A 24719-nucleotide genomic window follows, 5' to 3' on the forward strand; every position below is an offset into this window, starting at 1 on the left:
CGGATTGCCAAGGGCGAACTGACATGGCGCGTGGAGATGCCGAAAATCCGGCGAGAGAATATCCGCAGAACAAGCCGCGGGATTGCCGCGAAAACTGCGGCGAAAAGGCGCATGAATATGTCAACGCCGTGCATAATACGGCCAAAAAGTGATAATGCAACGCGGCAATGCGCAGGGCAGCCATGCAGGTGATCTATGGAGCTATTTTCCTGTTCGGGTAATACATGGCATGTATTTCATTATTCAGTAGAAAATATCGACTATACAGTAGATCGAAATAAAAATTCCCAATAATTTCAAGTTTTGTTTAAATAAGAAATTTTTGCCGCAATTTGTGGAAAAAATAATCTGAAATCTTTTTTCGCGAGGTATTTTTGTGCGAAACGATGCGGGCGGCAGCCTAGGCCGCCCGCATCGGGCATCAGACGGCGTCCTTGCCGGCTACCTTCAGCGCAAAGGCGTATTCGAAGGCTATTTCCTCCAGCCGCTGGAAGCGGCCCGACTTGCCACCATGGCCTGCCGCCATGTTGGTCTTGAGCAGGATCGGCGCTTCACCCGTGGTCTTTTCGCGCAGCTTCGCCACCCATTTGGTCGGCTCCCAATAGGTCACACGCGGATCGGTGAGGCCGGAAAGCGCCAGAATCGGCGGGTAAGGCTTCGCACCGACATTGTCATAGGGGCTGTAGGCGGCGATCCAGCCATATTCCTCTGCCGATTCCAGCGGATTGCCCCATTCCGGCCATTCCGGCGGCGTCAGCGGCAGCGTGTCGTCCAGCATCGTTGTCAGCACGTCCACGAAGGGAACGGCGGCGATGATGCCGGCAAACTTCTCCGGCGCCATATTGGCGACGGCGCCCATCAACATGCCGCCGGCAGAACCACCTTCGGCGATGATGCGCTCGTAAGACGTGAAGCCTTCCTGAACGAGATGATCGGCAGCGGCAATGAAGTCTTTGAACGTGTTCTGCTTGTGCTCCATCTTGCCGGTTTCGTACCACTCGAAACCCTTGTCCTTGCCGCCGCGAATATGGGCGATGGCATAGATGAAACCACGGTCCGCCAGAGACAGCGTCGTGGTGGAGAAGGAAGCGGGAATGGTGATGCCGTAAGCGCCGTAGCCATAAAGCAGGCAGGGGGCGGAACCGTCGAGCGCCACGTCCTTGCGGTAAAGCAGGGAGACCGGCACCAGCTCACCATCATGCGCAGGGGCCATGATGCGGCGGGTGATGTAATCATCAGGATTGTGGCCCGATGGCACTTCCTGCGTCTTCAGAAGCGTGCGTTCGCGCGTCACCATGTCGTAATCAAACAGCTGGCTCGGCGTCGTCATCGAGGAATAGGAGAACCGGATGACGTCGGTGTCATATTCCGCCGCGCCATGCAGGCCGAGCGAATAGGCCTCTTCGGCAAAAGCGATGGAATGTTCCTCGCCGGTGCGGCGGTCGCGGATGACGATGCGCGGCAGGCCGTCACGGCGTTCCAGCCAGATCAGATGGCGGGCATAGGCATCGACGGAGAGGATCAGCCGGCCCGGCTCATGCGGCACCACCTCTTTCCAGTTTTCCTTGCCGGGTGCGGTGACCGGGGCTTCCACAATGCGGAAATCCTTGGCATCGCCATCATTGGTGAGGATGAAGAAGACATCGCCGCCTTCGCACATCGAATATTCGATGCCCTCTTCGCGTTCCGCCACGATAGCCGGTTCGGCGGTCAGGTCTTTCGTGGAGAGAATGCGATATTCGCTGGTCTCATGATCGTGAATGTCGATGAAGATGAAATCATCGAGAACGGACGCACCGACACCCATGAAGAAACCGGGATCCTTCTCCTCGTAGACCAGCCGGTCGGCCGATTGCGGCTCACCGATAATATGGTGGAAGACCTTGGAAGGGCGGTGGTTCTCGTCCTGCAGCGTATAGAAGAAGCTCCTGCCGTCAGGCGCCCATGCGCCGCCGCCGCCGGTGTTTTCGACGATATCGGCAAGGTCCTCGCCGGTTTCGAGGTTACGGATGCGCAGGGTGAAATATTCCGAGCCCTTGTCGTCATAACCCCAGATGCCGTGTGTGTGATCGGAAGACTGGTCGAGACCGGCAAGACGGAAATAATCCTTGCCCTCGGCTTCTTTGTCGCCGTTCAAAAGCACCTGTTTCTCACCGCCGCCGCGCGGGGTGCGGAAATAATGCGGCTGCTCGCCGCCGGTCACGAAAAGCGTGCCATAGGCATAAGGCCCGTCATTGACCGGCACGGAGGAATCATCCTGCTTGATGCGGCCCTTCATCTCCTCGAACAGCTTCTCCTGAAGCGCCTTGGTGTCGCCCATGGCCGCTTCCATATAGGCGTTTTCCGCCTCCAGATGGGCGCGGATCGCCGGGTCGAGAATGGAGGTGTCCTTGAACATGGCCTGCCAGTTATCGGCCCGGAACCATGCGTAATCATCGGTGCGGGTAATGCCGTGATGCGTATCCTGAACGGGCCGTTTTTCGGCGGTCGGGGCGGCGGGCAGGTTCTTGAAAATCGGCAATGGAAACTCGCTTTCCTGTAAAAATTCTTGAGCGGCACCAAGATGTAGAGCGGGGCTTGCGGCCGATCAAGTTTCAAATCTCCACAGGCGGAATGGCGTTCGGGCACAATTTCGTCAGCTTTCGATCACATTTTGGCAATATCCGGCAAATCAGCGATGATGCGTGCCGCCCGCTGGCACGCCATCCATCGTCAAGAACAAACGAAAAAACTGACAGGACCCCATGCGAAAGCTTCTTCCCGCTGCCCTTTCTGCCTTTTTCCTTGGCTTGCAGACCCTTACCCCCGCTTTTGCGATTGATGCCAGCGTCATGCGGCAGTTGAACGCGCTTGCTCCCGAGGAGCGTCTGGAGCAGCGTTGCGACATTGAGGCGATGGAGCGGATAGCAACCGAGCAGAAGGGCATGAAGCCGGACAAGGTGATCGCCTATACATTCGGTGATCCGGAAGTGGGAAAAAACTCCATCAAGGCGCCGGGCGCGGTCTTCAGAAGTTCGGGCGAATGGTACAAGCTCAGATACAAGTGTCAGCTGAAGAGCGATAGTCTCAGCATCCAGTCCTTCGACTACCGTGTGGGCGACAAAATTCCCGAGGAGCAGTGGAAGAAGTTGTATCTTTATGACTGATCACGGAATTTTTCGGTTTCGAACCGGCGTTTAGCCGCCGCTTTGTTGCCCCGTCGCAACCGGCTCTGTAACCCTGACATCTGATCGAAGTGAGGGGCACAGACATGGCGAGACGATTCAAGGGACTTTCTGCTTTTCCGATAACGCCGGCAGACGAGGCAGGGCGGGTCGATGTTGAAGCCTTCTCCGCCCTGATCGAGCGGCTGGATGTCGCGGCAGTTGATTCGGTCGGCATTCTCGGCAGCACCGGCATCTATATGTATCTCACCCGCGAGGAGAGACGCCGCGCCATCGAAGCGGCCGCCGCCATCCTCAAGGGCAGGCGCATATTGATGGCGGGCGTCGGCGCCTTGCGCACCGATGAAGCCGTGGCGCTGGCAAGGGATGCGGAAGCGGCCGGTGCCGATGCGCTGCTGCTCGCGCCGGTCTCCTACACGCCGCTGACGCAGGAAGAGGCCTATCACCATTTCGCCGCCGTGGCGGGTGCGACGGGCCTGCCGCTCGCCATCTATAATAACCCGACGACCACCCGCTTCACCTTCAGCGACGAACTTCTGGTGCGGCTCGCCTATATTCCCAATATCCGCGCCATCAAGATGCCGCTGCCCGCTGATTCCGATTATGCGGGCGAGCTTGCGCGGCTCAGGCCCAAACTGTCGGAGGATTTCGCCATCGGCTATAGCGGTGACTGGGGCTGCGCCGAGGCCACGCTTGCTGGCGGCGATACATGGTACAGCGTCATCGCCGGCCTGCTGCCGGTTCCGGCGCTGCAATTGATGCGGGCGGCACAAACCGGCAATGCGGAGGAGGCAAAAAGGCTCGATGCGGTCTTCCAGCCGCTCTGGGCGCTGTTCAGGGAATTCGGCAGCATCCGCGTGGTCTATGCAGCCGCCAATATCCTGTCGCTGACGGTCAGCGAACCGCCCCGACCGATCCTGCCGCTTACGAGTGCGGAACGCCAGCGGGTGGAAGAGGCGCTGGAGGCGCTCTCCGCGCTGGAAACCGCGCCATAATTCGGGCGCTTTGCGGGCGGATTGCCACACACCATGACTGCATGACATTGCGGAACCAGAAATGATACGTCGTCTCCTCCTCGCTGCCCTGTTTGCCTCTGCCGCCGCGACCGCCTTTGCGGCGAACGGCCTTGTCGAGCCGTCGCTGAAAATGTCGCCGCAGCATGATGGCAAGGTGCGGGTGGCGATGACGCTCGACGCCTGCATGGGCAAGACCGACCACCGCATTCTCGATACGCTCGTTCGCGAACGTATTCCCGCGACAATCTTCGTGACCGCCCGCTGGCTGAAGCATAATGGCGAGGCTCTCGCGGTGCTGATGGCAAATCCCGACCTGTTCGAGATCGAAAACCACGGCGAAAACCATGTGCCGGCGGTGGACAAGCCCGTTTCGATTTACGGCATCGCTGCTGCGGGATCGGAAGCTGCGGTCGTGCAGGAAGTGGAAGGCGGTCGTCAGGCCATCGTCGCTGCCACAGGCATCCAGCCGCAATGGTTTCGGGGTGCGACGGCCAAATATACAAGCTCGTCCATGGCCACCATCAACCGGCTCGGCATGCGCGTGGCGGGCTACTCCGTCAATGGCGATGGCGGCTCGCTGCTGGGCGCTGCCGCGACGGCCAAGCATATCGCTGCGGCGAAGAATGGCGATGTCATCATCTCCCACATCAACCAGCCCACCCACGAGGCGGGCGAAGGCGTGGTGAAGGGCCTTCTAGCGCTTAAAGCCCGCGGTGTGATTTTCACGCGGCTGGACGACCCATCCTTCGCGCCGCCGGGGAATTGATCTCCAAGGTTGCCGCCCGTTTCTTCTCCCCGCCGGGGAGAAGATGCCCGAAGGGCAGATGAGGGGGCAAGCTTTCCGCATATCTCTGCCCTTGCCCCCTCATCCGGCGCTGCGCGCCACCTTCTCCCCGGCGGGGAGAAGAAATACGCCGCAGACTTTTCCTTCAAACGGCGCGGAAGAAAAGAGCTGACAACATCCCCCACATCTACGCCCGTTTTTCGGCGGCGTGCCGTTCGAAATTGCGCTAGCATCTTCGTCATGATGTTGTTCAAACGCCCCGACACCGAAACCCTTTATTCCGCCCTTGTGAACAAGGACCCCGCCTATGAAGGCGTGGCCTATGTGTGCGTGACCTCGACCAAAATCTTCTGCCGCTTCACCTGCACGGCGCGCAAACCGAAGGTCGAAAACTGCCGGTTCCGCGAGACCATCGCCGAATGCCTGGAGGCCGGGTTCCGCCCCTGCAAGCGCTGCAAACCGATGCTCTCCTATGGCACGGCCGATGAAACGGTAACGCAACTGCTGACGGCGCTGGAAAACGAACCGGCGCGGCGCTGGCGTGAGGAGGATGTGGTGGCGCTTGGCCATGATCCCTCCACCGTGCGGCGCACCTTCAAGCGCCGTTTCGGCATGAGCTTTCTGGAAATCGCCAGATTGCGCCGCTTGGGCGATGCGGTGGAAAGCATCGCTTCCGGCGAAGCGGTGATCGGCGCGCAGATCGACGCCGGTTACGACTCCGGCAGCGGCTTCCGCGCCGCGATCAACCAGTTCTTCGGCTCCTCTCCCGCCGCCATGAAGGGCAGGGGGTTCCTGAAGGGTGACTGGATCGATACGCCGATTGGTCCGATGCTCGCCATTGCCGACGATCATGCCCTGCATCTGCTAGAATTCGCGGACCGGCCGGCGCTTCCGGCCGAACTGAAGCGGCTGAAGAGCCGCACCGGCGCGGACATGGTGCTCGGCCGAACGGCGGTAACAGGTCAGATCGAAGCCGAGCTCAAGGCCTATTTCGCCGGGCAGTCAGCCTCCTTCGAAACCCGCCTTGCCGGCCACGGCACGCCCTTCGAGCGCGATGTCTGGCGCAGCCTGCGGCAGATCCCGGTGGGTGAAATCGTCAGCTATTCGGCACTCGCAACCGCCATGGAAAGGCCATCCGCCGTGCGCGCGGTGGCACGCGCCAACGGTGCCAACCAGATCGCCATCGTCGTGCCGTGCCACCGGGTGCTCGGTGCGGATGGCAGTCTGACCGGTTATGGCGGCGGCCTGTGGCGCAAGAAATGGCTGATCGAGCATGAGCGTCGCATGGCGCAAGGGCAGGTGCGCGAGATGCCGCTCGCTTCCTGAGCGGCCTGGTTGTGGGGTTTCAGGAGATTTTCCGTTGGCGGAGGCGCGTCGCGCCCTCCGCCTCTGTATCCGCCGTTCAATCCGGCAGGTTCGGCACGACCCGGCGGGAGGGGAAGAGTTCGCGCGTCACCGTCATGACGATCAGCGACAACGGCAGGGCCAGCATGGCGCCGGCCGCGCCCCACATCCACGTCCAGAAGATGATCATCACAAAGACGAGGAAGGGGTTGATCTCCATGTTGCGACCCACCACCGCCGGAAAGGCGAGGTTTTCCATCAAGAGGTGGATGGTGAAGAACACTCCCGCCGGCAGCAGCGCGAGGATCATGTTGTCATGCGTGATGATACCGGCGACGGTCAGCGATATTGTCATCAACGTGATGCCGAGAAACGGAATGAAGCTCGAAAGAAAGGCAAAAAGCCCCCAAAGAAGCGGCATGGCGAGGCCACCGAGATAGGCGATCACGATCATCGTCACACCCAGCGCGGCGTAGATGAGGCTCGCCGTGGCAAAATAGGTGCCCAGCACCTTCTCCACCGAGCCGATGATGCGAATGGTTCTGAGCCTTTGATGGCGCGCCGGAAAGGCCATGATGAGAGCCTTGCGCAGTCGCAGCCGGCTGTAGAGAAACATTAGAAGAGCCGCCAGGAAGATCAGTCCCTGAACGATGGCCGGCGTAACATTCGCGCCAAGCAGGGAAATGATTTCGCCGCTACGCGACAGCAGCGATTCCATCGACATGGAGCCCATGCTGAACGTGGCCGCGGAAATATTCAGCCACCGCAGATTTTCGAGGTAAGGAAGGAAGCGGTCGATGCTGCGCTCGATCAGGGCGGGGCCTTCCGATGCCAGCTGTGAGACCGGGTCGATCAGGGAATTGACCACGAAAAAAATGACCGCAGCGACGAGTGTGGACAGGATGATGGCGACACCGGCACCCGGAATGCCGTAGGAGGCCAGTTTTTCGGCGGAGATGCCCAGGATCATGCCAACGACGACAGCCATGACGACGGGCATCAGAATCATCGATAATTCGTGAATGACCGCCATGGACATGATGAGGAAAATGCCGATGACCGACCAGGCAACGAAAACGTCAAGCGCCTCCCGCCCCAGCGGCTGCTGACTGCGCGCGTCATCCCGCTGTGAAACAGAGGCGGGTGTCGCAAGCGGATCGGCCTTGTCTACTGGCAAGGCCGCAGTGCCGGAAAGATCCGGCTTGGCATTCTCATTCATCGGACTATCCCCCAATAACGAGGTTAACGTCCGACAAATCCGGCGGTTCCGGGGCGGCTGAAATTTCTGCCGCCCCGTTCAGCGTTTATGCGGAAAGCTTTAGCCCTATGCCCCACGGATCCTTCAAAAAGACGCCGTCACTTTGCCTTTCGGTGGAGATTTCCAGCCGGTCGAGTGCGGCGAGAGCCGTCTCGAGCGCGGCCGGCTCGTTGAATTTCAGCGAGTAACCGGAAAGCCCGGTCATGTTCTCCCTGCGGGCCACGGCGCCACGGCTGTTCCAGATATTGGCGGCCACGTGGTGGTGATACGCGCCCGATCCGAAGAAGCTTGCTCCGGGATACCGCGCCATGATCTTAAGCCCCAGCACATCCTGATAAAACTCATCTGCCTGCGGAATATTGCCGACCTGCAGGTGAATGTGGCCGATGGCGGTTCCCTCCGCTGCACCGGTGAAGGCCGCGTTCGGGGCGCTGTCGTAAAGCGCCTGAAGATTGAGGCCGATTGTCGCCATCTCCACCGTGCCATCCGGCTGGTAGGTCCATTCTTCCGGCGACCGGTCGCGATAGACCTCTATGCCGTTGCCTTCCGGATCTGCGAGATAGATGGCCTCGCTGACCAGATGGTCAGACGCACCCTGAAGCTGAACATTGTTCTGAGCGGCATGTGCCAGCCAGTGCGCGAGGTCATCGCGGCTCGGCATCAGGAATGCGGTGTGGAACAGGCCTGCGGCATTGCGCGGCGCGCGTTCCGCCGTGCTGGAGGTGGAAAGTGTGAGCAGCGGCTGGCCTCCGACGCCAAGCACCTCGCCGCTCGGGTTCTTTTCAAGAACGGAAAGACCGATGATCTTTTGATAGAAATCCGAGACGCGCGGCAGATCGTGAACGACGAGATGGGCCTGGCCGACATAGGCCGGCCGCGTCAGGGCGAATTGTTTGATTTCACTCATCATCATCTCCATATTGATTCCGACGCGCCAAGGGGTGGGCCGGTTGCCGACGAGATCGGCTTCGCCGCTTTGCGGCGTTTGTCGAAGGCGAATATGGGCTGGTTTCGTCGTTCAGCAAAGATCACCAGCTGGCGATTGACTGTCCACTATTCGTTGACAATGCCCTGTTCCGGCATGGCTTCGGCTTTGACTTCGATCAAGGTGAAGGCTGCGCCGGCCGGCAAATATGAGCTTGAGCCCGACACAACGGCGGATCACGTCAAAGGAGACAGCCATGTACAAGAAGATCATCGTACCGGTAGACCTCAGCGCCACTGACAAGGGAGAAAAGATTCTCGAAAAGGCCAAGGCACTGCTGGACCCCGACGGCGAGATCGTTCTCATCAACGTTGTCGAGGAACTGCCGGGCTATATGGCGATCGACCTTCCTGTCGACCTCATCGAAAACGCCATCAAGGACGCCAAGGCAAAACTCTCGGACCTCAAGGCCAGGGTCGGTTTCAACGGCAGCCATGAAATCAGAAGCGGCGCGCCGGCGCGGGAAATCATCGCTGCGGCAGAGGAACACAAGGCTGATCTCATCATCATCGCGTCGCACACGCCTGACTTTAGCAACTATTTCATCGGCGCCACCGCCGACCGCGTGGTGCGCCACGCCAAATGCTCGGTGCTGGTGGATCGCTAAGGTTTGACGTTTTAGGGTTGCGGGCGGGTTTCCCGCCCCTCCAAGCATTTCCAGGAAAAGTGGAATCCGGTTTTCCATCCGGAAATGCGACAAAACAAGAAGATCGGCTGGAGGAAAAGTCCATGAATACCGAAAGTTACGAGAAAATCCTGCGTGACCGGCAGCGCGAGCTTTATCGCCGCCTGCATAAGATCGAGGCCGACTTCGAAGAGCCGCGCAATCCTGATGACGATGACAGGGCCGCCGAACGCAGCAATGACGAGGTGCTGGACGAGCTGGGGCAGGTGGGGCAGGATGAGTTGCGCGCTATCGACGCCGCCCTCGAGCGTATCGCCAAGGGCACTTTCGGCACCTGCGTCAAATGCGGAAGCGAGATTTCGGAGGATCGGTTGAAGGCTGTTCCCTATACGCCGTTTTGTCAGGAATGTGCTGCGGCGTTGTGAGGGCAGGGAAAGCGTGGCTGGGTTTCTTCCCCCCCGCTGGGAAGAAGGCGGCCCGGAGGGCCGGATGAGGGGCAAGCTCTCCGAACACATCTACCCTGCCGCCTCATCCCGCTGCCGCTGACTTCTCCCCGGCGGGGAGAAGAAACAAGTGTATACCGCTCGCTTCACAGGCAATTGGTCTGGCCGCAGGGCAACCCAGGACCTCTCCTTTCGCAACAGCACCGAACGCAATTTGATCGCCATTAACCGGCTGCTGTCTTGTTCCTGTCTAATATTGTCTTCATGCTTTGGTGAAAGCACGCAGACAGGATTGGACTATGAGCGATTTGTGGCGGTTCGGACGCCAGTATGATTTTCACGAGATTGTCGCCGATGGCATCGTCCACGGGGTCGGCATCGTGCTGGCGCTTATCGGCGCCACGGCGCTGATTTTCTACGTGATGGTATGGGGTACGCTCAGCGCCATTGCAGCGGCGTGGATTTACGGCCTCGGTCTCGTCGTCTGCCTATCCGTCTCCTTCACCTATAATATCTGGCCGCACTCGAACGTGAAATGGTTCCTGCGCCGGCTGGATCACTCGGTGATCTTCATTCTCATCGCAGCCACCTATACGCCGTTTCTGATGCGGGGTATCCACGATCCCATGATCGCGGTCATGCTGGGGCTGATCTGGCTCGCTGCGATCTGCGGCATCCTTCTCAAATGCCTGTTTCCCGGCCGTTACGACCGGGTCGCCATCGGCCTTTATCTCGCCATGGGCTGGAGCGGCGTCATGGTGGTCGAGCCGCTGTCGTCGCATCTCGCGCCGGTCACGCTCTGGCTGATCGTCGCCGGCGGCGTCATATATTCGCTCGGCGTCATCTTCCATGTCTGGGAAAAGCTGCGCTTCCAAAATGCGATCTGGCACGGTTTTGTGGTCGCAGCCGCTGCGGTCCACTATTTTGCCGTGGTCACCGCCTTCAGCCTCGTTCCCCTGGCTTCGTAAAGATCGTGAGAGCGCGGCGCTGGACATGTCTCCGTCTCATCGCTTAAGGCTCGGCGCAGGCGCGGCAAAGCCGCGTATTCACAAACCAGGCGGAGCTAAGAAAATGACCGTGGAACTTCGCGACGCGACCGTTGATGACCTCTCCGGCATCATGGAGATATACAATGACGCTGTCGTGAACACGACGGCGATCTGGAACGAGGTGGTGGTCGATCTCGACAATCGCAAGGACTGGTTCGCCGCCCGCAAGTCGCGCGGCTTTCCCGTCATCGTCGCGGTTCTGGACGGCAAGGTCGCGGGCTACGCTTCCTATGGTGACTGGCGCGCTTTTGACGGTTATCGCCATACGCGCGAACATTCCGTGTATGTGCATAAGGACGCCCGCGGCCACGGCATCGGCAAGAAACTGATGCAGGCGCTCATCGATCATGCCGCCGGCAACGACGTGCACGTACTGATCGCCGCCATCGAGTCGGAAAACACCGCTTCCATCCGCCTGCATGAAAGCCTCGGTTTCACGGTCGCGGGCCGGTTCTCGGAAGTCGGCACCAAGTTTGGGCGCTGGCTGGATCTGACGTGTATGGAACTGAAATTAGGTTAAGCCAAGAAGCTTAAGCCATCTTTTGATCGGTCGAGTGTCACGAGTCTCTTCTCCCCGAGGGGGAGAAGTCCGCAGTAGCGGGATGAGGGGCAAGCTCTCCGAATATTGCTAACGTAGCCCCCTCATCCGACCCTTCGGGCAACCTTCTCCCCGCCGGGGAGAAGAAATACGCGGCATGGCTCAGACCGGCTCGAACACCATCGAATGGCCGTTGATGCAATAACGCAGACCGGTGGGCGGCGGGCCATCGGGGAAGACGTGGCCGAGATGACCGCCGCAATTGGCGCAGCGGATTTCAGTGCGCACCATGCCATGGCTGGCGTCGCGATGTTCCGTCACTGCGCCGGGCTTCACCGGTTCGAAATAGCTTGGCCAGCCGCAGCCGGCGTCGAATTTCGTGTCGGAGAGGAACAGCGGCTCGTCGCACGCCGCACAGCGGTAGAGGCCTTTTTGGAATGTGTCCCAATAGGGCCCGGTAAAGGCGCGCTCGGTGCCGTGCTCGCGCAGGATGCGATATTGCTCCGGCGTCAGCTGCTCACGCCATTCGGCGTCGGTCTTCTTCACTTTTGGGGATGTCAGATCGCTCATGGAATGATCCTTTCTGTTCATGCCTCAGATAATCATCGCCATGGCGGATTGAAAGAGGACATATCCCATAACGACTCCGTTATGAAACGGGACCGGGAGTCGATTTGGGTTGAGAAGGCATTGCCTATGCCTTAACTGAAAAATCCGATTTGAAACAAGAACGCCAGCCATGGCGCGCAGGGGTGGGGGACACCCCGGGAGATATGAATGACGTCCGATGTCACGCCGATGACATTTCTGTCGCTATTTCTGCCGTTTCTCGCGGCGCTCGCCGCACCGGCGCTGGTGAAGAGATTCGGGCACAATGCCGCCTGGATACTGGCGATTGCGCCGGCGCTTTCCTTTGTCCATTTCGCACTGATGTTGCCGCAGGTGGCGGCTGGCGGCGTGGTGACGGGCGGTTATGCCTGGGTCCCAAGTTTCAATCTCAGCTTTTCCTGGTTCATCGACGGCCTGTCGCTCACCTTTGCGCTGCTGATCACCGGCATCGGCCTGCTGATCGTGCTTTATGCCGGCGGCTACATGAAGGGGCATCCGCAGCAGGGCCGATTCCTGTCTTTCCTGCTGCTGTTCATGGGCGCGATGCTGGGCGTCGTCGTCTCGGACAGTCTGCTGATGCTGTTCGTCTACTGGGAGCTGACCTCCATCACCTCCTTGCTGCTGATCGGTTTCGACCATGAACGTGCCGCCTCGCGCCGCGCCGCATTGCAGGCACTGGTGGTGACCGGCGGCGGCGGACTGCTGCTGCTTGCCGGGCTGATCTTCATCTGGGACATGAGCGGGATGACGCAGCTGTCGATGCTGGTGCGCAGCGGCGATATCCTGCGTGACAGCCCTTTTTATCTGGCCGCGCTGCTGCTGGTGCTCGGCGGTGCCTTCACCAAATCGGCGCAGTTTCCCTTTCATTTCTGGCTGCCCAACGCCATGGAGGCGCCTACCCCCGTTTCGGCCTATCTGCACTCCGCGACCATGGTGAAGGCCGGCGTCTATCTGCTGATGCGGCTCAATCCGGTTCTGGGCGATACCGCCGCCTGGCAGATACTGCTGCCCTTCTTCGGCGGGCTGACCATGCTCACCGGCGCGCTGCTTGCCATACGCCAGACCGATCTCAAGCTGATGCTCGCCTATACCACGGTGTCGTCGCTCGGCCTGCTGGTCATGCTGACGGGTTTCGGCTCGGACCATGCCATCGAGGCGGCGGTGCTCTATCTGGTGGCGCATTCCCTGTTCAAGGGCGCACTGTTCATGGTCGCCGGTATCATCGACCATGAGACCGGCACACGCGACGTGACGAAGCTTGGCGGCCTGCGAAGAGCCATGCCCGTCACCTTTGCGGCGGCGCTGGCGGCCGCGATTTCCATGGCCGGCCTGCCGCCCTTCTTTGGTTTTCTTGCCAAGGAAGAGATTTATTATGCGCTCGCGCATGGCAATCCGCGTGCCGTGCTGTTCACCGGCATTGCCATTCTCGGCAACGGGCTGATGTTTGCCGTCGCCTATGCAGTGGCGCTGAAACCCTTTCTCGGCAAGCCGGTAAAGACCCCGAAACATGCACATGAAGGCCCGCTGCTGCTCTGGCTCGGCCCGGCGCTTCTGGCGCTGAAGGGGCTCACCATCGCTCTGTTCTCCGGCGTCGCGCATTTCTACATCTCGACACCCATGGCAAGCGCCATTGCCGGTGAGGCGCGACCGGTGGAAATCTCGCTCATTCCGCATATCGGCGTGCCGCTCGGCCTGTCGCTGCTCACCATCGCACTCGGCATCGTCCTTTATACGCAGCTTTCCGCTGTCCGTGGCCTCATCGATCGCACCTTCAGGGCGCTGGGGGCAGGGCCGGACCGAGGCTTTGACGTCTTCATCGAAATGCTGGTGAAAATGTCGTTCCACATCACCCGGCTGATCCAGCCGGGCCGTCTCGAATTTTACGTTACCGCCACTTTCGCTGTCATCGCCGCCGTGCTGCTCGTGCCGCTGTTCCTCTATGGCGAATTGCCGTCCATGCCGTCATGGCCGCGGGACGCGCCGATCCATGAACTGACCTTCATCGCCATTGCCGTGGCAGGGCTCATCGCTGTGCTGACGGCGTCGAGCCGCCTGACGGCGATCATCGCGCTCGGCATCCAGGGCTTCGCGGTGGCAGTCATCTTCCTGCTGTTCGGCGCCCCGGACCTGTCCTTCACGCAGTTCATGGTGGAAACGCTGTCCGTCGTCATATTGACGCTGGTGATGACGCGGTTGCGCCTATCGCCATCCGACCATCGCGGCCTTGGCCAGAAGCTCTTGGACAGCAGCATTGCAATTGCCTGCGGGACTGGCTTTGCGCTTTACCTGATGCGCGCGACGCAGGTGAGCTTCGACAATCGCCTGACCGATTTCTACAACAGCTATTCCAAGGTCATCGCCCATGGAGCGAACGTCGTCAACGTCATCATCGTCGATTTCCGCGGCACGGATACGCTGGGAGAAATCGCTGTCGTGATGATAACGGGCCTTGCCATCCTGGCGTTGATCCGTATCCGCCCTGCCGCGGTCAAGGAGCCGGCGAAAAGGTTCAAAAAGAAGGGAGCGCGGGCATGAACACGCTCATTCTGCGCACCGTGGCGCCCGTCGTCACCAGCCTGATGGTGCTGTTTTCCATCTTCGTCCTGCTGCGCGGCCATAACGAGCCGGGCGGCGGCTTCATCGGCGGCCTGATCGCGGTCTCGGCGCTGGCGATCTACGGCATCGCCTATGGCGTGGCGGCGGTGCGGCGCGCAATCTTCTTTCACCCGCTGGCGATTGCCGGGGCAGGGCTCCTGCTTTCGATGCTCTCCGGCCTCGTTTCCATTGTCGCCGGCGTGCCCTTCATGACCGGGCTTTGGGTCTACCCGAACCTCTTCGGCGTCGAACTGGCGCTCTCCACCGTCATGTCCTTCGATATCGGTGTCTATCTGGTCGTGGTCGGTGCCATCACATCCATTGCGCTGGCGCTGGAAGAAAGGGAAAGCGACTGATGGAAGCGATCTTCTCCATTCTCGTCGGCATCTTCTTCTCGGTCGCGATCTACCTCATGCTGTCACGTCACAGCATCCGCGTGCTGCTGGGCATCGCCATTCTCGGCAATGCGGTCAACCTGCTGCTCTTCACGGCGGGGCGGCTCACCCGGGAGGTGCCGCCGATCATTCCGGCGGGCATGGACACGCTGCCCGCAGGGGCTGCCAATCCGCTGCCGCAGGCGCTCATCCTGACGGCGATCGTGATTTCCTTTTCATTCTTCTGTTTCCTGCTGGTCCTGACATGGCGCGCGTTTCAGGAGTTGCAGACCGACGATACCGATGAAATGCGCACCGCAGAACCGGCAGGCGAGCCCCTGCCGCCGCTCGGTTATTGAGCGGCGAGGCTGAAACGACATGGCTTCATCCCCCACTTCCGCTGTTACCGATCTTTCCGCCGCGCTCGTCATGGCGCCCGTGCCGCTGCCGGACTGGCTGATCATTCTTCCGATCGCGCTGTGCATCGGCGCGGGCGCGGTGCTGATGATGATGCGCCACGCCATTCGCTACCATGCGCCGGTCGCCATCGCCGCGCTGGCCCTCCTTGTGGTTCTAGATGCCGCCCTCTTATGGAAGGTTGCCACGCAGGGGCCGTTCACCATGGTCATGGGTCGCTGGCTGCCGCCCTTCGGCATCGCCTTCACGGCCGATCTCACCGGCGCGTTGCTGTCACTTGCGGCCGCCATCGTCGCGCTGGCCGGCGCCATTCACGCCGGCAGCGATATTGACGCCAGCGGCAGACGTTACGGCTTCTATCCCTTTCTGATGCTGCTGATGGCCGGCGTTACCGGCGCGTTCCTGACCGGAGACATCTTCAACCTCTATGTCTGGTTCGAAGTGCTGCTGATCTCGTCCTTCGGCCTCATCGTGCTCGGCTCGACGCGGGAGCAGATCGACGGCGCGTTGAAATATGCCGTCCTGAACCTCATCGGCACCACGCTTTTCCTGATCACGGTGGGTTATCTCTACGCCATCTTCGGCACGCTCAACATGGCCGATATCGCGTTGAAGGCAAACGGACTGCGCGAAACCGCGCCGCTGATGACGCTTGCCAGCCTCTTCACGCTTGCCTTCGCCATGAAGGCGGCGGCTTTTCCGGTGAATTTCTGGCTTCCCGCTTCCTATCACACGCCGCGCATCGTCGTCTCCGCCCTGTTCGGTGGACTGCTAACCAAGGTCGGCATCTATTCGCTGCTGCGCGTCATGGTCATGCTGTTCCCGGTCGAGCGGGAGGAACTCAGCATCGTCATCGCCGCTTCCGCCGCGCTGACAATGTTGCTCGGCGCCATGGGTGCGCTCGCCCAGAACGATATTCGCCGGATGCTCGGTTATATCGTCATATCCGGCATCGGCTACATGATGGCGGGCATCGCCATCGGCACGCCGTCAGGCGTCTCGGGCGCGATCTTCTACGCACTGCATTCCATGGTGCTGATGACGGCGCTCTACCTTGCCGCAGGTCACGCCGCCCGTCTCGGCGGCGGTTTCAGCCTCACGGTGCTTGGCGGCCTTTACCGGCAGGCTCCGTGGTTTTCGGCGCTTGCGCTCGCGCTGTTTTTCGCCGGTTCCGGCCTGCCACCCTTTTCCGGCTTCTGGCCGAAGGCGGTCCTGGTCAAATCGGCGATCGATATCGGCGCATGGTGGCTGGCCGCCGCCATTCTCCTCTCCGGTTTCATCGCCACCATCGCCTTCGGACGCGTCTTCCTTCTGTGTTTCTGGCGTCCGGCGGCAAAGCCATTGCCACAACCCGCCTTGCCCGCCGCGGTGCCCTCCGTCGCTCCGCTGGTCGCGCTGACGGTGCTGGTCGTGTTCTTCGGCCTGTTTCCAGAAAGCCTGCTTGATCTCAGCCAGGATGCCGCAGCCGGGCTCGGGAACCCGCAAGCCTATATCCACTCGGTCTTTCCAGAAGGAGGCAAGCCATGAGCCTCTATGTCGTGCAATTGCTGTTCGTGGTCGTATGGCTTGCGGTGACGGGCAGCCTGACGCTGGCAAACATCATCTTCGCCCTCATCGTCTCCACGCTGGCGCTCTGGCTTATCCGCCACCAGCTTCCCGGCGGGCGCAATCACTGGCTGCGTCTTGGCCGCGTGTTGTCGCTGGTGCTGTTGTTCTTCAAGGAGCTTGCGCTTTCCGCTTGGAAGGTTGCCGTGATGGTGACACGCCCGAAACTGGACGTTCAACCCGGCATTTTTGCCTATCCGCTGACCGTAACCACGGATTTCGAAATCACGCTGCTCGCCAATCTCATCACGCTCACGCCCGGCACGCTTTCCGTCGATGTTTCCCCTGACAGAAAGATGCTCTACGTGCACGCAATCGATTGCAGCGATATCGAAACCGCAAAAAACGACATTAAGAACGGCTTCGAAAAGAAGATCATGGAGGCGTTTCAGCAATGACTCCGGAACAGATAGTTTCATTTGCAAATATACTTGCGCTGGTTGTTCTCTCGGTGGCCTTTTTGCTGACAGTCTACCGCGTTGTCGTCGGTCCCACCTTGCCGGACCGTATCGTCGCGCTGGACATGCTGGTCGGCATCGCCATCGGCTTCATTGCGGTCATTGCCATCCGCACCGGCTTCAATCTCTATGTCGACATTGCCATTGCCCTCGGGCTCGTCGGTTTTCTGGCCACGGTGGCGTTCGCGCGCTTCGTGCTGTCGCGCGGACCGGATGGCGGGCGCGGCCCGAAAGGGGTTCTGGATGGCGCACGCCGGTCTGAATTCGCTGAGAACCCCTCGAAAATTCAGGTGAATAGCGGAAAAGAAAAGGGAAGGCGGTAATGGGTTGGATCGTTGCTATCCTGGTTGCGGCGCTGATGATCTCGGGTGCCGCCTTTTCACTAATCGCCGCAATCGGACTCAATCGCCTGCCTGATGTTTACACCCGCATGCATGCCGCATCCAAGGCGGGGACGGTCGGCTCCGGCCTGCTGCTTCTGGCGGTAGGCATCCACTCTATGGATATATCGACGCTGGCTCGGGCGCTCGCCGGTTTCTTCTTTTTCGTTCTGACGGCGCCGGTTTCCGCGCATCTTCTTGCAATGGCTGCGCACAAGGCAGGTTATCCGCTTTCCGTTAAATCGGTAGTTGATGACCTCAAGAAAATTTGAAGTTGAATTACCCCCTAATAATAGGGGGTGCGCGTTTTCAATTACTACTAGGCATAGTATTTTATTACCCGTAATTTTTTGTATTCCGATTAGACTGTTTTGAACTAAAAAATTCACAGCAGGAATTTGACTTTTGCTGTTTTGCTGTTATCCAAATTAAGTGTAAAGTTGCTAATCGCGATTTGCATCTAGCCTCTTCATAGTCGGCATAGGCATTTTATTAATGTCTAATCTACGGGTCTCAGGACCATTGCTGCCCATGTCGCGGGTCATAAGTTGAATCTCGGACCAATACGTTTCCGGTTTTCGCTTGAAATCTAGGGGTAGATTTCACGTTGGTTTCAACAGGGCGAAGGTGGGGGCACCGGTAACTTCACATCGCTCGATGCGGCGTTCGCCCGCGTCAGGGGATCACTAACAGGAGATACTTAAATGACGGAAACTGCATACGGTAACGCCCAGGATCTGCTGGTCGAACTGACGGCGGATATTGTGGCTGCCTATGTTAGCAACCACGTCGTCCCGGTAACGGAGCTTCCCGGCCTTATTTCGGATGTTCACACGGCGCTCAGCGGAACGTCCGCGCCGGCATCGGTAGCGGTCAATGTTGAAAAGCAGAAGCCGGCCGTCTCTGTCCGCAAGTCGGTTCAGGACGATCATATCGTCTGTTTGGAATGCGGCGGCTCCTTCAAGTCGCTCAAGCGCCATCTCACGACGCATCACAGCATGACGCCGGAAGAATACCGCGAAAAATGGGACCTGCAGGTCGATTATCCGATGGTCGCGCCCGCCTATGCCGAAGCCCGCTCGCGGCTCGCCAAGGAAATGGGTCTCGGTCAGCGCCGCAAGGCCAACCGCTGATTTTCGAAGACAGTCCGGCTTGCAGTGAAAGCCGGAAGTCGCAAGTTAATACGGCCGGTCCTTAGACCGGCCGATTTTGTTTTCGGGATTGAAGACCATGCCTTGGCGTGCCGTTCCCCGGGAACGAAGCCGAGCATCATAAGGCCGCCATCAACGTCGTATCCGCGCCGTGAGAAACAACCCTTTCGCGATAAGGAACCTTATTGCGCTGCACGCCGGATGCTACGCGGCGAAAGCCTGCGGGCGCCGCTGCTTGCCATCATCCACTCTCCAGGGAAAATCGTCACCCCCCAGCCAGCGTGGAGAACGGCTTTTTTTTCGTCTCGCGCAATATCGGATGAGGAAAAAAATCCTCAATCACGTCCGTCACTTTCGAGAAAATCAAGCCATGTCAATGGCCTGAACTCCATCGCAAAATTTGCGCTTCCCCAGGCCTTTCCTCAGGTGTATGAATTAATTCCTATTCGTAGAGGAGTTGCATATGCCGTCGGATACCGTGTTTCTGTCTGCTGCCGCGCGGCCTTGCCTGCGGGTGCGTGATCGTCCCATTTGTTCGTGGCCGTCTGCGGGCGGGCGGGATGACATTTCCCGTCTTTGCCGTCTGGTGCGGCAACTCACCGGGGAGATGGTGCGATTGACGGGTGAGCGAACGCCGGTGCGCCGCGATATCAGACGCATGGAGTGCCACGTCCGCCAGATCGCCATGTATGTGTGCCATGTGCAGCTTGGCATTCCCATGTCGGATATTGGACCCTGCTTCGGCCGGGACAGGACGACGGTCGGCCATGCCTGCCAGGTGGTCGAGGACCGACGGGACGAACCGGCATTTGACGAGTTTGTCGCCACGCTCGAGCGGCTTACCGGCAGTATCGTCAACGTGATGACAGGGGGCCGGGATGACTGAGACGAAACCTATGCCGGCTGCCTCCTCCGATCCTCATCTATTGCGGCTGCTGCGGTGCATCGCCGCCGGCGCAGCCGAGATGTCCCCGGAGGGGGGCGACATTGTGCTGCGCCGGAGGCGGGCAGGGCATCCCGCGCTACGGCTTCCGGCCGCGACGGTGCGGCTTGCCGTTTCGTCCGGGCTGGTCGAGCAGCGGGAAAACACCCTTCATGCGGCGCCGCCGCTCGCCTCCTACCTGAAACGCGCAATGGCAAAAGACCGCGACGAGATTTTTCAGGAGCAGCATCGCGATATGCAGACGGTTGTCGTGGATATCGGCGATGCGAAGCAGTCGGCCAGGCGTAACCTCAACACCTCGCAGCTGATCAGCCTTTCAAGGCTGAAGGAGCGCGACGGCGCGGCATTCTTTCCACCGGATGCGCTGGAGGCTGGGGAGCGACTGGCCGCCGATTTTCATCGCGGCCACCTCAATCCCAGGGTGACGGCAACATGGGAACCCAGAACGGCGAGCCGCACAAAGGGTGAGGCGGGAGGCGCGCTCGAACTCACCGAGGCAGCAATGGCCGCAAGAACACGGTTTTCCCGCGCAGCCGAGGCGATGGGGCCTGAATTATCTGGCGTCGCTATCGATATCTGCTGTTTCGAAAAGGGACTGGAGACGGTGGAACGCGAGAGGCAATGGCCGGCGCGTTCGGCAAAATTGCTGCTGCGTGCCGCATTGCTGGCGCTGGCGCGCCACTACGCGCCGCCTGCAACCCGTGCAGGCGGGAAAGAACACCATTGGGGCGATGCTGATTATCGCCCATCGATGACGCGATAAATCTCAGGCGGCAAGCAGCCGGGCTTCCTCGCGGATACGCTTGATCATCGAGCGCAGGCCGTTGGCGCGCTGCGACGACAGATGTTCCACGAGCCCTATTTTGTCGAATACCTCGATCGCGTCGAGACCGGCGATTTCGGAGGCCCTTTTGCCGGAATAGACCGCAAGCACGATGGCGACGAGGCCGCGCACGATATGCGCATCCGAATCGCCCTCGAAGGTCAGGAGAGGGTCTTCGGCGCCGTCGCTATGGCTGACGAGCCAGACCTGACTGGCGCACCCCTGAACCTTGTTTTCAACCGTGCGCTTGTCTTCCGGCAGATCGGGCAGCGCCTTGCCGAGTTCGATGACATAACGATAGCGATCCTCCCAGTCATCGAGGAAAGCGAAGTCGTCAAGGATCGTTTCGAGAGAGGCCATTTTTGCGCCGTATCATCCGTTATTGCAGGTCTTCGTCACGATATAGGTGAAGTGCCGTCGGTTTTGAACCATAGCCCACGAAAAAGCCCACGGAAAACAGGTTCCGTGGGCAAGTTTGGCAGGCAGTGGCGGAAGGAAATATCCATCCGCAATAAAGGCGGGCGCAGTGGCCGGCAGGATCAGGGAGCAGGGCGCTTCTGCGGCAGGGGAATGACGGTGCCGGTCTTCAGCATGTCGGCATCTGCGGGAAACTCGACGCTGACAACGGGTGCCGCTGCAAGCTTTTCGGCTTCTGCCGCAACGTCGGCAACATCGGCGGGCTTGTCCCCGGAGGCAAGCTGCTTGTCCAGCAGTTCATAGGCAACCTTTGCCCCTTCCTTTGCCCTTTCGCCCAGCGCATGGAAGGTTTCGGCGCCCTTGATGCAGACATCGGGCTTTTCGATGCAGATGGCGCTGACATAACGATAGGCCTCGCCGGCAGCCGAAACGGCGCTGGGAATATCGAAGGCCGAAGGTTCCTTGGCCGGATCGTTGCTGCTGCCGAAATAGGACAGCGCCACCAGTACCAGCGAAAACCAGAATGTTCCTTTGATCAGAAACCACATTGTCAGACACCCTGCCAGATGATCTTTGTTTTCGAAAGCCCCGCCCGGTTTCGGGTCATCGGCCTTTTTCCCGTTTTTCGGGCTTGTGAACAACCTACAGACGACCGGCGAACAGCCGATTGCAAAAAGCGGCGCAATTTAATTCAAATTGTATCTATTCTCCTCGGATCGGGACGGCGGCCATCAATTCACTCGCATTTTAACGGTCCATGTTAAGCATAATTGCGACAGAGGCCGCGCGTTCCGGGCGAAAGCGGCGAAAAGCTCTGCCGCAAAAGTTAACGCGATGGCAAAAATGAAGCGAAATCCGTCGCTTACCCGTCATTAACCATGATTGGCAAAGCTTCCTGGAAATGCCCCGTAATGGGACTGTCACGCATTTGACGGGCTTTTCAGCCCATTCTTTTTATCCATTCCTTAAGCCGCCGCCTTCTATTGTCGGAGCCGTTGGAACCGCCTTCAGGATTCGGGTTTGGTATTGCGTAATATGAGAGAAAAAGCGGTCGCACTGGTCGACCATGCAGCGGGCAGATGGCTTGCGCGCATGGAAGAGGACGCCGAGAGGCGCGCCGGGACCGTTGCGCGCCTGCGCTGGCTGATTGCCTTCAGCGCCGTTGGCCTTGTGGTTGTACCAGCCATTTTCAGCCTCGTCGTCAGCCCCGCCATCGCGCTGCCCATCGGTGCGGCCCTGGTGCTGGCGCTGTTTCTGGCCGCCGCCGCCCTGCTGATCGCCTTCTCCCATTCTGCGCACGGCGCATCCGCTCATTCGGTTTCCTCGGTGAACGACGATCTGATCGCGGCATCGCAGGTGCCGGGTCTGGTGCTTGTGATCGGTGAAACCGGCTTCGTCGAACACGTGTCCGGTCGCGATTGCGCGGCATTCCCGGCCGACCTTCAAGCCAGCAAAGGACATATCCTCGTTGAATATGTCTATGTCTCCGATCGTATCGAACTGATGCAGGCTTTCGACGTCCTCCGGCAGGGTGAGGACAGGGCAACCGCCGAACTCCGCTTCGAGACCGGTGCGAAATCGCGTCAGGCGCAATTCATGCACGCCCGTATCGAGATGACCGCCATTCGCGGCGCGACAGGTCGCCTGCGCCGCATCGTCGCCCAGCTCACCGATATTACCGAGATGGAGCGTCTGCGCCGCGATGTCGCCCGCAAGGCAGCCGAGGCGGAATCCGCCAATGACGCCAAGTCGCGTTTCCTCGCTGCCGTCAGCCATGAACTGCGCACGCCGCTCAATGCCGTCCTCGGTTTCTCCGATATTCTCGCCGGCGAATATTTCGGACGGCTGGAGAACGACCGTCAGCGGGAATATGTCGGCCTCATCCGCCAGTCTGGCGCCCATCTTCTGTCCGTCGTCAACACAATGCTCGATATGAGCAAGCTGGAAGCCGGCCGTTACGAGCTGATGATGGAAAGCTTCCCGATTGCGGAAACCATCTCGTCCTGCGAAGCGATGCTAGGCCTTCAGGCGAAAGAAAAGGGCCTGACCCTGACCAGCCGCATCCAGCGCGGCATCGGTGAAATCTCGGCCGATCAGCGCGCCATCCGTCAGGTTCTCATTAACCTCGCTGGCAATGCCATAAAATTCACCGATGCCGGTGGTGTGGTATCGATCGACGCTGCGCGCGAAGGCGCAATGCTGAAATTGACGGTAAGCGACACCGGCATCGGCATCGCGTCTGACAAGATTGAACTGCTGGGCCAGCCCTTCATGCAGGTTCAGAATGAATATACCCGTCGCTATGAAGGCACGGGTCTGGGATTGTCCTTGGTCAAGGGGCTCGTGGCTCTGCATGGCGGCACATTCGCCATCGCCAGCAAGCCCGGCGAGGGGACGGTCGTAACGATCACTTTGCCTGCCGATGGTTCCGGCATGGCGGGTGGCGGCGAAAGCGCTGACGCCGAAAGCATGGTGGAGTTCCCACCGCGCATTCGGCAGCTTGGCGACATGGCCGCGAAAATGAGAAAGGACGGTGACGATGGCCCCGCGAAAGCGAAAATCGCCTAAGAAAACAACGGCCCAGATTGGCGCCGGGATTGTTTCCTTGGTGGTTTCGGCCATCGGGCGCGAAATCCTGCGCCATCCGAAACTGGTGGGCGGCTGCGGTGCCTTCGCGGTCGTCTTCGGTTTTGTCGCCGCCAATGCGCTCTGGTACCAGCCTGGTGTGCACCCGTCGCCCTTCCTGCGCACGCGCGATGCGGAAAACCCGAACGGCATCGCCGGTTACCGCCCGGCCGAACCACTCGGCACCCATGGCAACGTCACCACATTCCGCATAGAGCGCCCGGCAGAAACGGAAACGGCACAGCAGCAGCCTGCGGCCGAAACGCCGGCGCAACCCGTCGCCGAAAGCCAGAAACCGCAGCAGATCGTCGCCGACATTCAGGGCGAACTGAAGAAGCGCGGGCTTTATGAGGGCGAGGCGGACGGTCGCATGGGACCGAAGACGGCGGCCGCCATTATGTTCTTTGAAGAAACGCTCGGCATGGAACAGACCGGCGAGCCGACAAGCCGGGTGCTGGCGGCGCTCAGGATTGATGGCGCAACGGTTGCCGCGATCCCGAAGGACCGGCCTGCCGATAGCAGCGGCGGTGTCGAAATCGATCCCGTTGCCGCCGCCATTCGCAAGGCGGAAGCGCCGCATCCCAAGGCCGAACCGGTCTCCCTCAACAGCGCCGCGAAACCCGCAAGCCGCGATCTCATCGCCAAGATCCAGCAGGGGCTGATCAATATCGCCTATGCCGACGTGAAGGTGGACGGCGTGGCTGGCCAGCAGACCCGCAATGCCATCAGGGCGTTCGAAAAACACTACCGTCTGCCGGAAACCGGCGAGCCGAGTGAGGCCGTGCTGAAGAAGTTGAAGTCTATCGGGGCGCTTTGAGGCTTTGACAGCAGCGTGGGGCGTGTGTGGCTCTACCCCCCTCTGCCCTGCCGGGCATCTCCCCCTCAAGGGGGGAGATCGGCAGGAGGCGCTACCACCACTTCATTCGCAAGTGTTGAGATGGGCGAGACTTATCCGCTTGCCGATCTCCCCCCTGGAGGGGGAGATGCCCGGCGGGGCAGAGGGGGGTAAAGCCACGCACACCTTCGGCAGCTTAAGAATCAGCATCGAAACCCCACCCGCCGAGGCCGCGCACAAGTCGAAAGCAAACCCATGCGCCTCAAATCCGAACTGTTCGT

General features: G+C 59.9%; 29 protein-coding genes. 22 read left to right on the forward strand and 7 right to left on the reverse strand.

All coding sequences use genetic code 11. The annotated features are described in order from the left end of the window. Positions 1–23 precede the first annotated feature (23 nt). On the forward strand, positions 24–152 hold the full coding sequence (locus K7A42_RS06600; RefSeq protein WP_272936966.1) for a hypothetical protein: 129 nt from the start codon (positions 24–26) through the stop codon (positions 150–152). A gap of 269 nt (positions 153–421) precedes the next feature. Here K7A42_RS06600 and K7A42_RS06605 read toward each other — a convergent pair whose 3' ends face one another. Then, positions 422–2521 carry a S9 family peptidase gene (locus tag K7A42_RS06605; RefSeq protein WP_282455010.1) on the reverse strand — a complete coding sequence of 700 codons (2100 nt, stop codon included), beginning with the start codon at positions 2519–2521 and terminating at the stop codon, positions 422–424. A gap of 223 nt (positions 2522–2744) precedes the next feature. Between K7A42_RS06605 and K7A42_RS06610 the strand changes: the two genes are divergently transcribed. The 4 genes from K7A42_RS06610 to K7A42_RS06625 all read left to right on the forward strand — a co-directional run bounded on the left by K7A42_RS06610 (position 2745) and on the right by K7A42_RS06625 (position 6290). Next, positions 2745–3146 carry a DUF930 domain-containing protein gene (locus K7A42_RS06610; RefSeq protein WP_004440606.1) on the forward strand — a complete coding sequence of 134 codons (402 nt, stop codon included), beginning with the start codon at positions 2745–2747 and terminating at the stop codon, positions 3144–3146. Between the two features lie 104 nt (positions 3147–3250). After that, a complete protein-coding gene (locus tag K7A42_RS06615; RefSeq protein ID WP_282455011.1) occupies positions 3251–4159 on the forward strand; it encodes a dihydrodipicolinate synthase family protein in 909 nt (302 codons plus the stop codon). 61 nt (positions 4160–4220) lie between these two features. Further along, on the forward strand, positions 4221–4946 hold the full coding sequence (locus tag K7A42_RS06620; protein ID WP_137068465.1) for a polysaccharide deacetylase family protein: 726 nt from the start codon (positions 4221–4223) through the stop codon (positions 4944–4946). A gap of 258 nt (positions 4947–5204) precedes the next feature. Next, positions 5205–6290 (forward strand): bifunctional transcriptional activator/DNA repair enzyme AdaA, encoded by a 1086-nt coding sequence (locus K7A42_RS06625; protein ID WP_282455012.1) that lies wholly within the window; start codon positions 5205–5207, stop codon positions 6288–6290. Positions 6291–6366: 76 nt separating this feature from the next. Here the strand turns inward: K7A42_RS06625 and K7A42_RS06630 are convergent, their stop codons facing one another. Together K7A42_RS06630 and K7A42_RS06635 are read right to left on the reverse strand one after the other, a co-directional pair. Next, positions 6367–7527: an AI-2E family transporter gene (locus K7A42_RS06630; RefSeq protein ID WP_004440617.1), complete on the reverse strand. Its 1161-nt coding sequence runs from the start codon at positions 7525–7527 to the stop codon at positions 6367–6369. A gap of 85 nt (positions 7528–7612) precedes the next feature. Further along, positions 7613–8473 (reverse strand): VOC family protein, encoded by an 861-nt coding sequence (locus K7A42_RS06635; RefSeq protein WP_282455013.1) that lies wholly within the window; start codon positions 8471–8473, stop codon positions 7613–7615. Between K7A42_RS06635 and K7A42_RS06640 the strand changes: the two genes are divergently transcribed. The 5 genes from K7A42_RS06640 to K7A42_RS06660 all read left to right on the forward strand — a co-directional run bounded on the left by K7A42_RS06640 (position 8456) and on the right by K7A42_RS06660 (position 11188). Further along, a complete protein-coding gene (locus K7A42_RS06640; RefSeq protein ID WP_223216925.1) occupies positions 8456–8791 on the forward strand; it encodes a hypothetical protein in 336 nt (111 codons plus the stop codon). The two genes, K7A42_RS06635 and K7A42_RS06640, sit on opposite strands and share 18 nt — an antisense overlap. Next, the gene (locus K7A42_RS06645; protein WP_004440622.1) at positions 8748–9158 is read left to right on the forward strand and encodes a universal stress protein; all 411 of its coding nucleotides are present in this window, start codon (positions 8748–8750) and stop codon (positions 9156–9158) included. Before K7A42_RS06640 ends, K7A42_RS06645 begins: the two co-directional genes overlap by 44 nt. 122 nt (positions 9159–9280) lie before the next feature. Further along, on the forward strand, positions 9281–9601 hold the full coding sequence (locus K7A42_RS06650; protein WP_006700060.1) for a TraR/DksA family transcriptional regulator: 321 nt from the start codon (positions 9281–9283) through the stop codon (positions 9599–9601). A gap of 317 nt (positions 9602–9918) precedes the next feature. Beyond that, on the forward strand, positions 9919–10587 hold the full coding sequence (gene trhA / locus K7A42_RS06655; RefSeq protein WP_282455014.1) for a PAQR family membrane homeostasis protein TrhA: 669 nt from the start codon (positions 9919–9921) through the stop codon (positions 10585–10587). A gap of 103 nt (positions 10588–10690) precedes the next feature. Continuing rightward, the gene (locus K7A42_RS06660) at positions 10691–11188 is read left to right on the forward strand and encodes a GNAT family N-acetyltransferase (RefSeq protein ID WP_006700062.1); all 498 of its coding nucleotides are present in this window, start codon (positions 10691–10693) and stop codon (positions 11186–11188) included. 180 nt (positions 11189–11368) lie between these two features. Here K7A42_RS06660 and msrB read toward each other — a convergent pair whose 3' ends face one another. Further along, positions 11369–11776, reverse strand: coding sequence for a peptide-methionine (R)-S-oxide reductase MsrB (gene msrB / locus K7A42_RS06665; protein WP_004440632.1), 408 nt, complete (start codon positions 11774–11776; stop codon positions 11369–11371). A gap of 207 nt (positions 11777–11983) precedes the next feature. On the opposite strand from msrB, the gene K7A42_RS06670 reads away from it, so the two are divergent. The 10 genes from K7A42_RS06670 to K7A42_RS06715 all read left to right on the forward strand — a co-directional run bounded on the left by K7A42_RS06670 (position 11984) and on the right by K7A42_RS06715 (position 20501). Continuing rightward, positions 11984–14350 (forward strand): putative monovalent cation/H+ antiporter subunit A, encoded by a 2367-nt coding sequence (locus tag K7A42_RS06670; protein ID WP_282455015.1) that lies wholly within the window; start codon positions 11984–11986, stop codon positions 14348–14350. Then, positions 14347–14766: a Na(+)/H(+) antiporter subunit B gene (locus tag K7A42_RS06675; RefSeq protein ID WP_004440637.1), complete on the forward strand. Its 420-nt coding sequence runs from the start codon at positions 14347–14349 to the stop codon at positions 14764–14766. Before K7A42_RS06670 ends, K7A42_RS06675 begins: the two co-directional genes overlap by 4 nt. Then, complete coding sequence (locus K7A42_RS06680) at positions 14766–15143, forward strand: Na+/H+ antiporter subunit C (protein WP_006700064.1); 378 nt, start codon at positions 14766–14768, stop codon at positions 15141–15143. Before K7A42_RS06675 ends, K7A42_RS06680 begins: the two co-directional genes overlap by 1 nt. Positions 15144–15162: 19 nt before the next feature. Then, on the forward strand, positions 15163–16728 hold the full coding sequence (locus K7A42_RS06685; protein ID WP_282455016.1) for a Na+/H+ antiporter subunit D: 1566 nt from the start codon (positions 15163–15165) through the stop codon (positions 16726–16728). Beyond that, positions 16725–17204 (forward strand): Na+/H+ antiporter subunit E, encoded by a 480-nt coding sequence (locus K7A42_RS06690; RefSeq protein WP_282455017.1) that lies wholly within the window; start codon positions 16725–16727, stop codon positions 17202–17204. The genes K7A42_RS06685 and K7A42_RS06690 overlap by 4 nt, the downstream gene beginning before the upstream one ends. Beyond that, entirely contained in the window at positions 17201–17587 is a 387-nt protein-coding gene (locus K7A42_RS06695) for a cation:proton antiporter (RefSeq protein ID WP_006700067.1), read from the forward strand. The genes K7A42_RS06690 and K7A42_RS06695 overlap by 4 nt, the downstream gene beginning before the upstream one ends. Further along, a complete protein-coding gene (gene mnhG, locus K7A42_RS06700) occupies positions 17587–17916 on the forward strand; it encodes a monovalent cation/H(+) antiporter subunit G (RefSeq protein ID WP_004440653.1) in 330 nt (109 codons plus the stop codon). The genes K7A42_RS06695 and mnhG overlap by 1 nt, the downstream gene beginning before the upstream one ends. 432 nt (positions 17917–18348) lie before the next feature. Then, positions 18349–18777 (forward strand): MucR family transcriptional regulator Ros, encoded by a 429-nt coding sequence (gene ros / locus K7A42_RS06705; RefSeq protein WP_004440665.1) that lies wholly within the window; start codon positions 18349–18351, stop codon positions 18775–18777. 481 nt (positions 18778–19258) lie between these two features. Beyond that, the gene (locus tag K7A42_RS06710) at positions 19259–19681 is read left to right on the forward strand and encodes a helix-turn-helix domain-containing protein (protein WP_022555833.1); all 423 of its coding nucleotides are present in this window, start codon (positions 19259–19261) and stop codon (positions 19679–19681) included. Then, entirely contained in the window at positions 19674–20501 is an 828-nt protein-coding gene (locus K7A42_RS06715) for a DUF6456 domain-containing protein (RefSeq protein WP_282455018.1), read from the forward strand. Before K7A42_RS06710 ends, K7A42_RS06715 begins: the two co-directional genes overlap by 8 nt. A gap of 3 nt (positions 20502–20504) precedes the next feature. Here K7A42_RS06715 and K7A42_RS06720 read toward each other — a convergent pair whose 3' ends face one another. Together K7A42_RS06720 and K7A42_RS06725 are read right to left on the reverse strand one after the other, a co-directional pair. Further along, positions 20505–20921, reverse strand: coding sequence for a SufE family protein (locus tag K7A42_RS06720; protein WP_282455019.1), 417 nt, complete (start codon positions 20919–20921; stop codon positions 20505–20507). Positions 20922–21100: 179 nt separating this feature from the next. Then, positions 21101–21526 carry a DUF5330 domain-containing protein gene (locus tag K7A42_RS06725; protein ID WP_004440675.1) on the reverse strand — a complete coding sequence of 142 codons (426 nt, stop codon included), beginning with the start codon at positions 21524–21526 and terminating at the stop codon, positions 21101–21103. A gap of 487 nt (positions 21527–22013) precedes the next feature. On the opposite strand from K7A42_RS06725, the gene K7A42_RS06730 reads away from it, so the two are divergent. Both K7A42_RS06730 and K7A42_RS06735 read left to right on the forward strand, forming a co-directional pair. Then, on the forward strand, positions 22014–23546 hold the full coding sequence (locus tag K7A42_RS06730) for a sensor histidine kinase (RefSeq protein ID WP_006700070.1): 1533 nt from the start codon (positions 22014–22016) through the stop codon (positions 23544–23546). Then, a complete protein-coding gene (locus K7A42_RS06735) occupies positions 23518–24420 on the forward strand; it encodes a peptidoglycan-binding protein (protein WP_022555835.1) in 903 nt (300 codons plus the stop codon). The genes K7A42_RS06730 and K7A42_RS06735 overlap by 29 nt, the downstream gene beginning before the upstream one ends. Positions 24421–24522: 102 nt before the next feature. Here the strand turns inward: K7A42_RS06735 and K7A42_RS06740 are convergent. Next, on the reverse strand, positions 24523–24719 hold a 197-nt coding region (locus K7A42_RS06740), incomplete at its 5' end, for a hypothetical protein (RefSeq protein WP_282455020.1).

The organism is Agrobacterium sp. InxBP2 (assembly GCF_026191755.1).
GTDB lineage: Bacteria > Pseudomonadota > Alphaproteobacteria > Rhizobiales > Rhizobiaceae > Agrobacterium > Agrobacterium pusense.

Bases quoted from the DNA above. Each gene is read 5' to 3' on its own strand.
- K7A42_RS06600 (WP_272936966.1), top strand. From the start codon at position 24: ATGGCGCGTGGAGATGCCGAAAATCCGGCGAGAGAATATCCGCAGAAC.
- K7A42_RS06610 (WP_004440606.1), top strand. From the start codon at position 2,745: ATGCGAAAGCTTCTTCCCGCTGCCCTTTCTGCCTTTTTCCTTGGCTTG.
- K7A42_RS06615 (WP_282455011.1), top strand. From the start codon at position 3,251: ATGGCGAGACGATTCAAGGGACTTTCTGCTTTTCCGATAACGCCGGCA.
- K7A42_RS06620 (WP_137068465.1), top strand. From the start codon at position 4,221: ATGATACGTCGTCTCCTCCTCGCTGCCCTGTTTGCCTCTGCCGCCGCG.
- K7A42_RS06625 (WP_282455012.1), top strand. From the start codon at position 5,205: ATGATGTTGTTCAAACGCCCCGACACCGAAACCCTTTATTCCGCCCTT.
- K7A42_RS06630 (WP_004440617.1), bottom strand. From the start codon at position 7,527: ATGAATGAGAATGCCAAGCCGGATCTTTCCGGCACTGCGGCCTTGCCA.
- K7A42_RS06635 (WP_282455013.1), bottom strand. From the start codon at position 8,473: ATGAGTGAAATCAAACAATTCGCCCTGACGCGGCCGGCCTATGTCGGC.
- K7A42_RS06645 (WP_004440622.1), top strand. From the start codon at position 8,748: ATGTACAAGAAGATCATCGTACCGGTAGACCTCAGCGCCACTGACAAG.
- K7A42_RS06650 (WP_006700060.1), top strand. From the start codon at position 9,281: ATGAATACCGAAAGTTACGAGAAAATCCTGCGTGACCGGCAGCGCGAG.
- trhA (WP_282455014.1), top strand. From the start codon at position 9,919: ATGAGCGATTTGTGGCGGTTCGGACGCCAGTATGATTTTCACGAGATT.
- K7A42_RS06660 (WP_006700062.1), top strand. From the start codon at position 10,691: ATGACCGTGGAACTTCGCGACGCGACCGTTGATGACCTCTCCGGCATC.
- msrB (WP_004440632.1), bottom strand. From the start codon at position 11,776: ATGAGCGATCTGACATCCCCAAAAGTGAAGAAGACCGACGCCGAATGG.
- K7A42_RS06670 (WP_282455015.1), top strand. From the start codon at position 11,984: ATGACGTCCGATGTCACGCCGATGACATTTCTGTCGCTATTTCTGCCG.
- K7A42_RS06675 (WP_004440637.1), top strand. From the start codon at position 14,347: ATGAACACGCTCATTCTGCGCACCGTGGCGCCCGTCGTCACCAGCCTG.
- K7A42_RS06680 (WP_006700064.1), top strand. From the start codon at position 14,766: ATGGAAGCGATCTTCTCCATTCTCGTCGGCATCTTCTTCTCGGTCGCG.
- K7A42_RS06685 (WP_282455016.1), top strand. From the start codon at position 15,163: ATGGCTTCATCCCCCACTTCCGCTGTTACCGATCTTTCCGCCGCGCTC.
- K7A42_RS06690 (WP_282455017.1), top strand. From the start codon at position 16,725: ATGAGCCTCTATGTCGTGCAATTGCTGTTCGTGGTCGTATGGCTTGCG.
- K7A42_RS06695 (WP_006700067.1), top strand. From the start codon at position 17,201: ATGACTCCGGAACAGATAGTTTCATTTGCAAATATACTTGCGCTGGTT.
- mnhG (WP_004440653.1), top strand. From the start codon at position 17,587: ATGGGTTGGATCGTTGCTATCCTGGTTGCGGCGCTGATGATCTCGGGT.
- ros (WP_004440665.1), top strand. From the start codon at position 18,349: ATGACGGAAACTGCATACGGTAACGCCCAGGATCTGCTGGTCGAACTG.
- K7A42_RS06710 (WP_022555833.1), top strand. From the start codon at position 19,259: ATGCCGTCGGATACCGTGTTTCTGTCTGCTGCCGCGCGGCCTTGCCTG.
- K7A42_RS06715 (WP_282455018.1), top strand. From the start codon at position 19,674: ATGACTGAGACGAAACCTATGCCGGCTGCCTCCTCCGATCCTCATCTA.
- K7A42_RS06720 (WP_282455019.1), bottom strand. From the start codon at position 20,921: ATGGCCTCTCTCGAAACGATCCTTGACGACTTCGCTTTCCTCGATGAC.
- K7A42_RS06725 (WP_004440675.1), bottom strand. From the start codon at position 21,526: ATGTGGTTTCTGATCAAAGGAACATTCTGGTTTTCGCTGGTACTGGTG.
- K7A42_RS06730 (WP_006700070.1), top strand. From the start codon at position 22,014: ATGAGAGAAAAAGCGGTCGCACTGGTCGACCATGCAGCGGGCAGATGG.
- K7A42_RS06735 (WP_022555835.1), top strand. From the start codon at position 23,518: ATGGCCCCGCGAAAGCGAAAATCGCCTAAGAAAACAACGGCCCAGATT.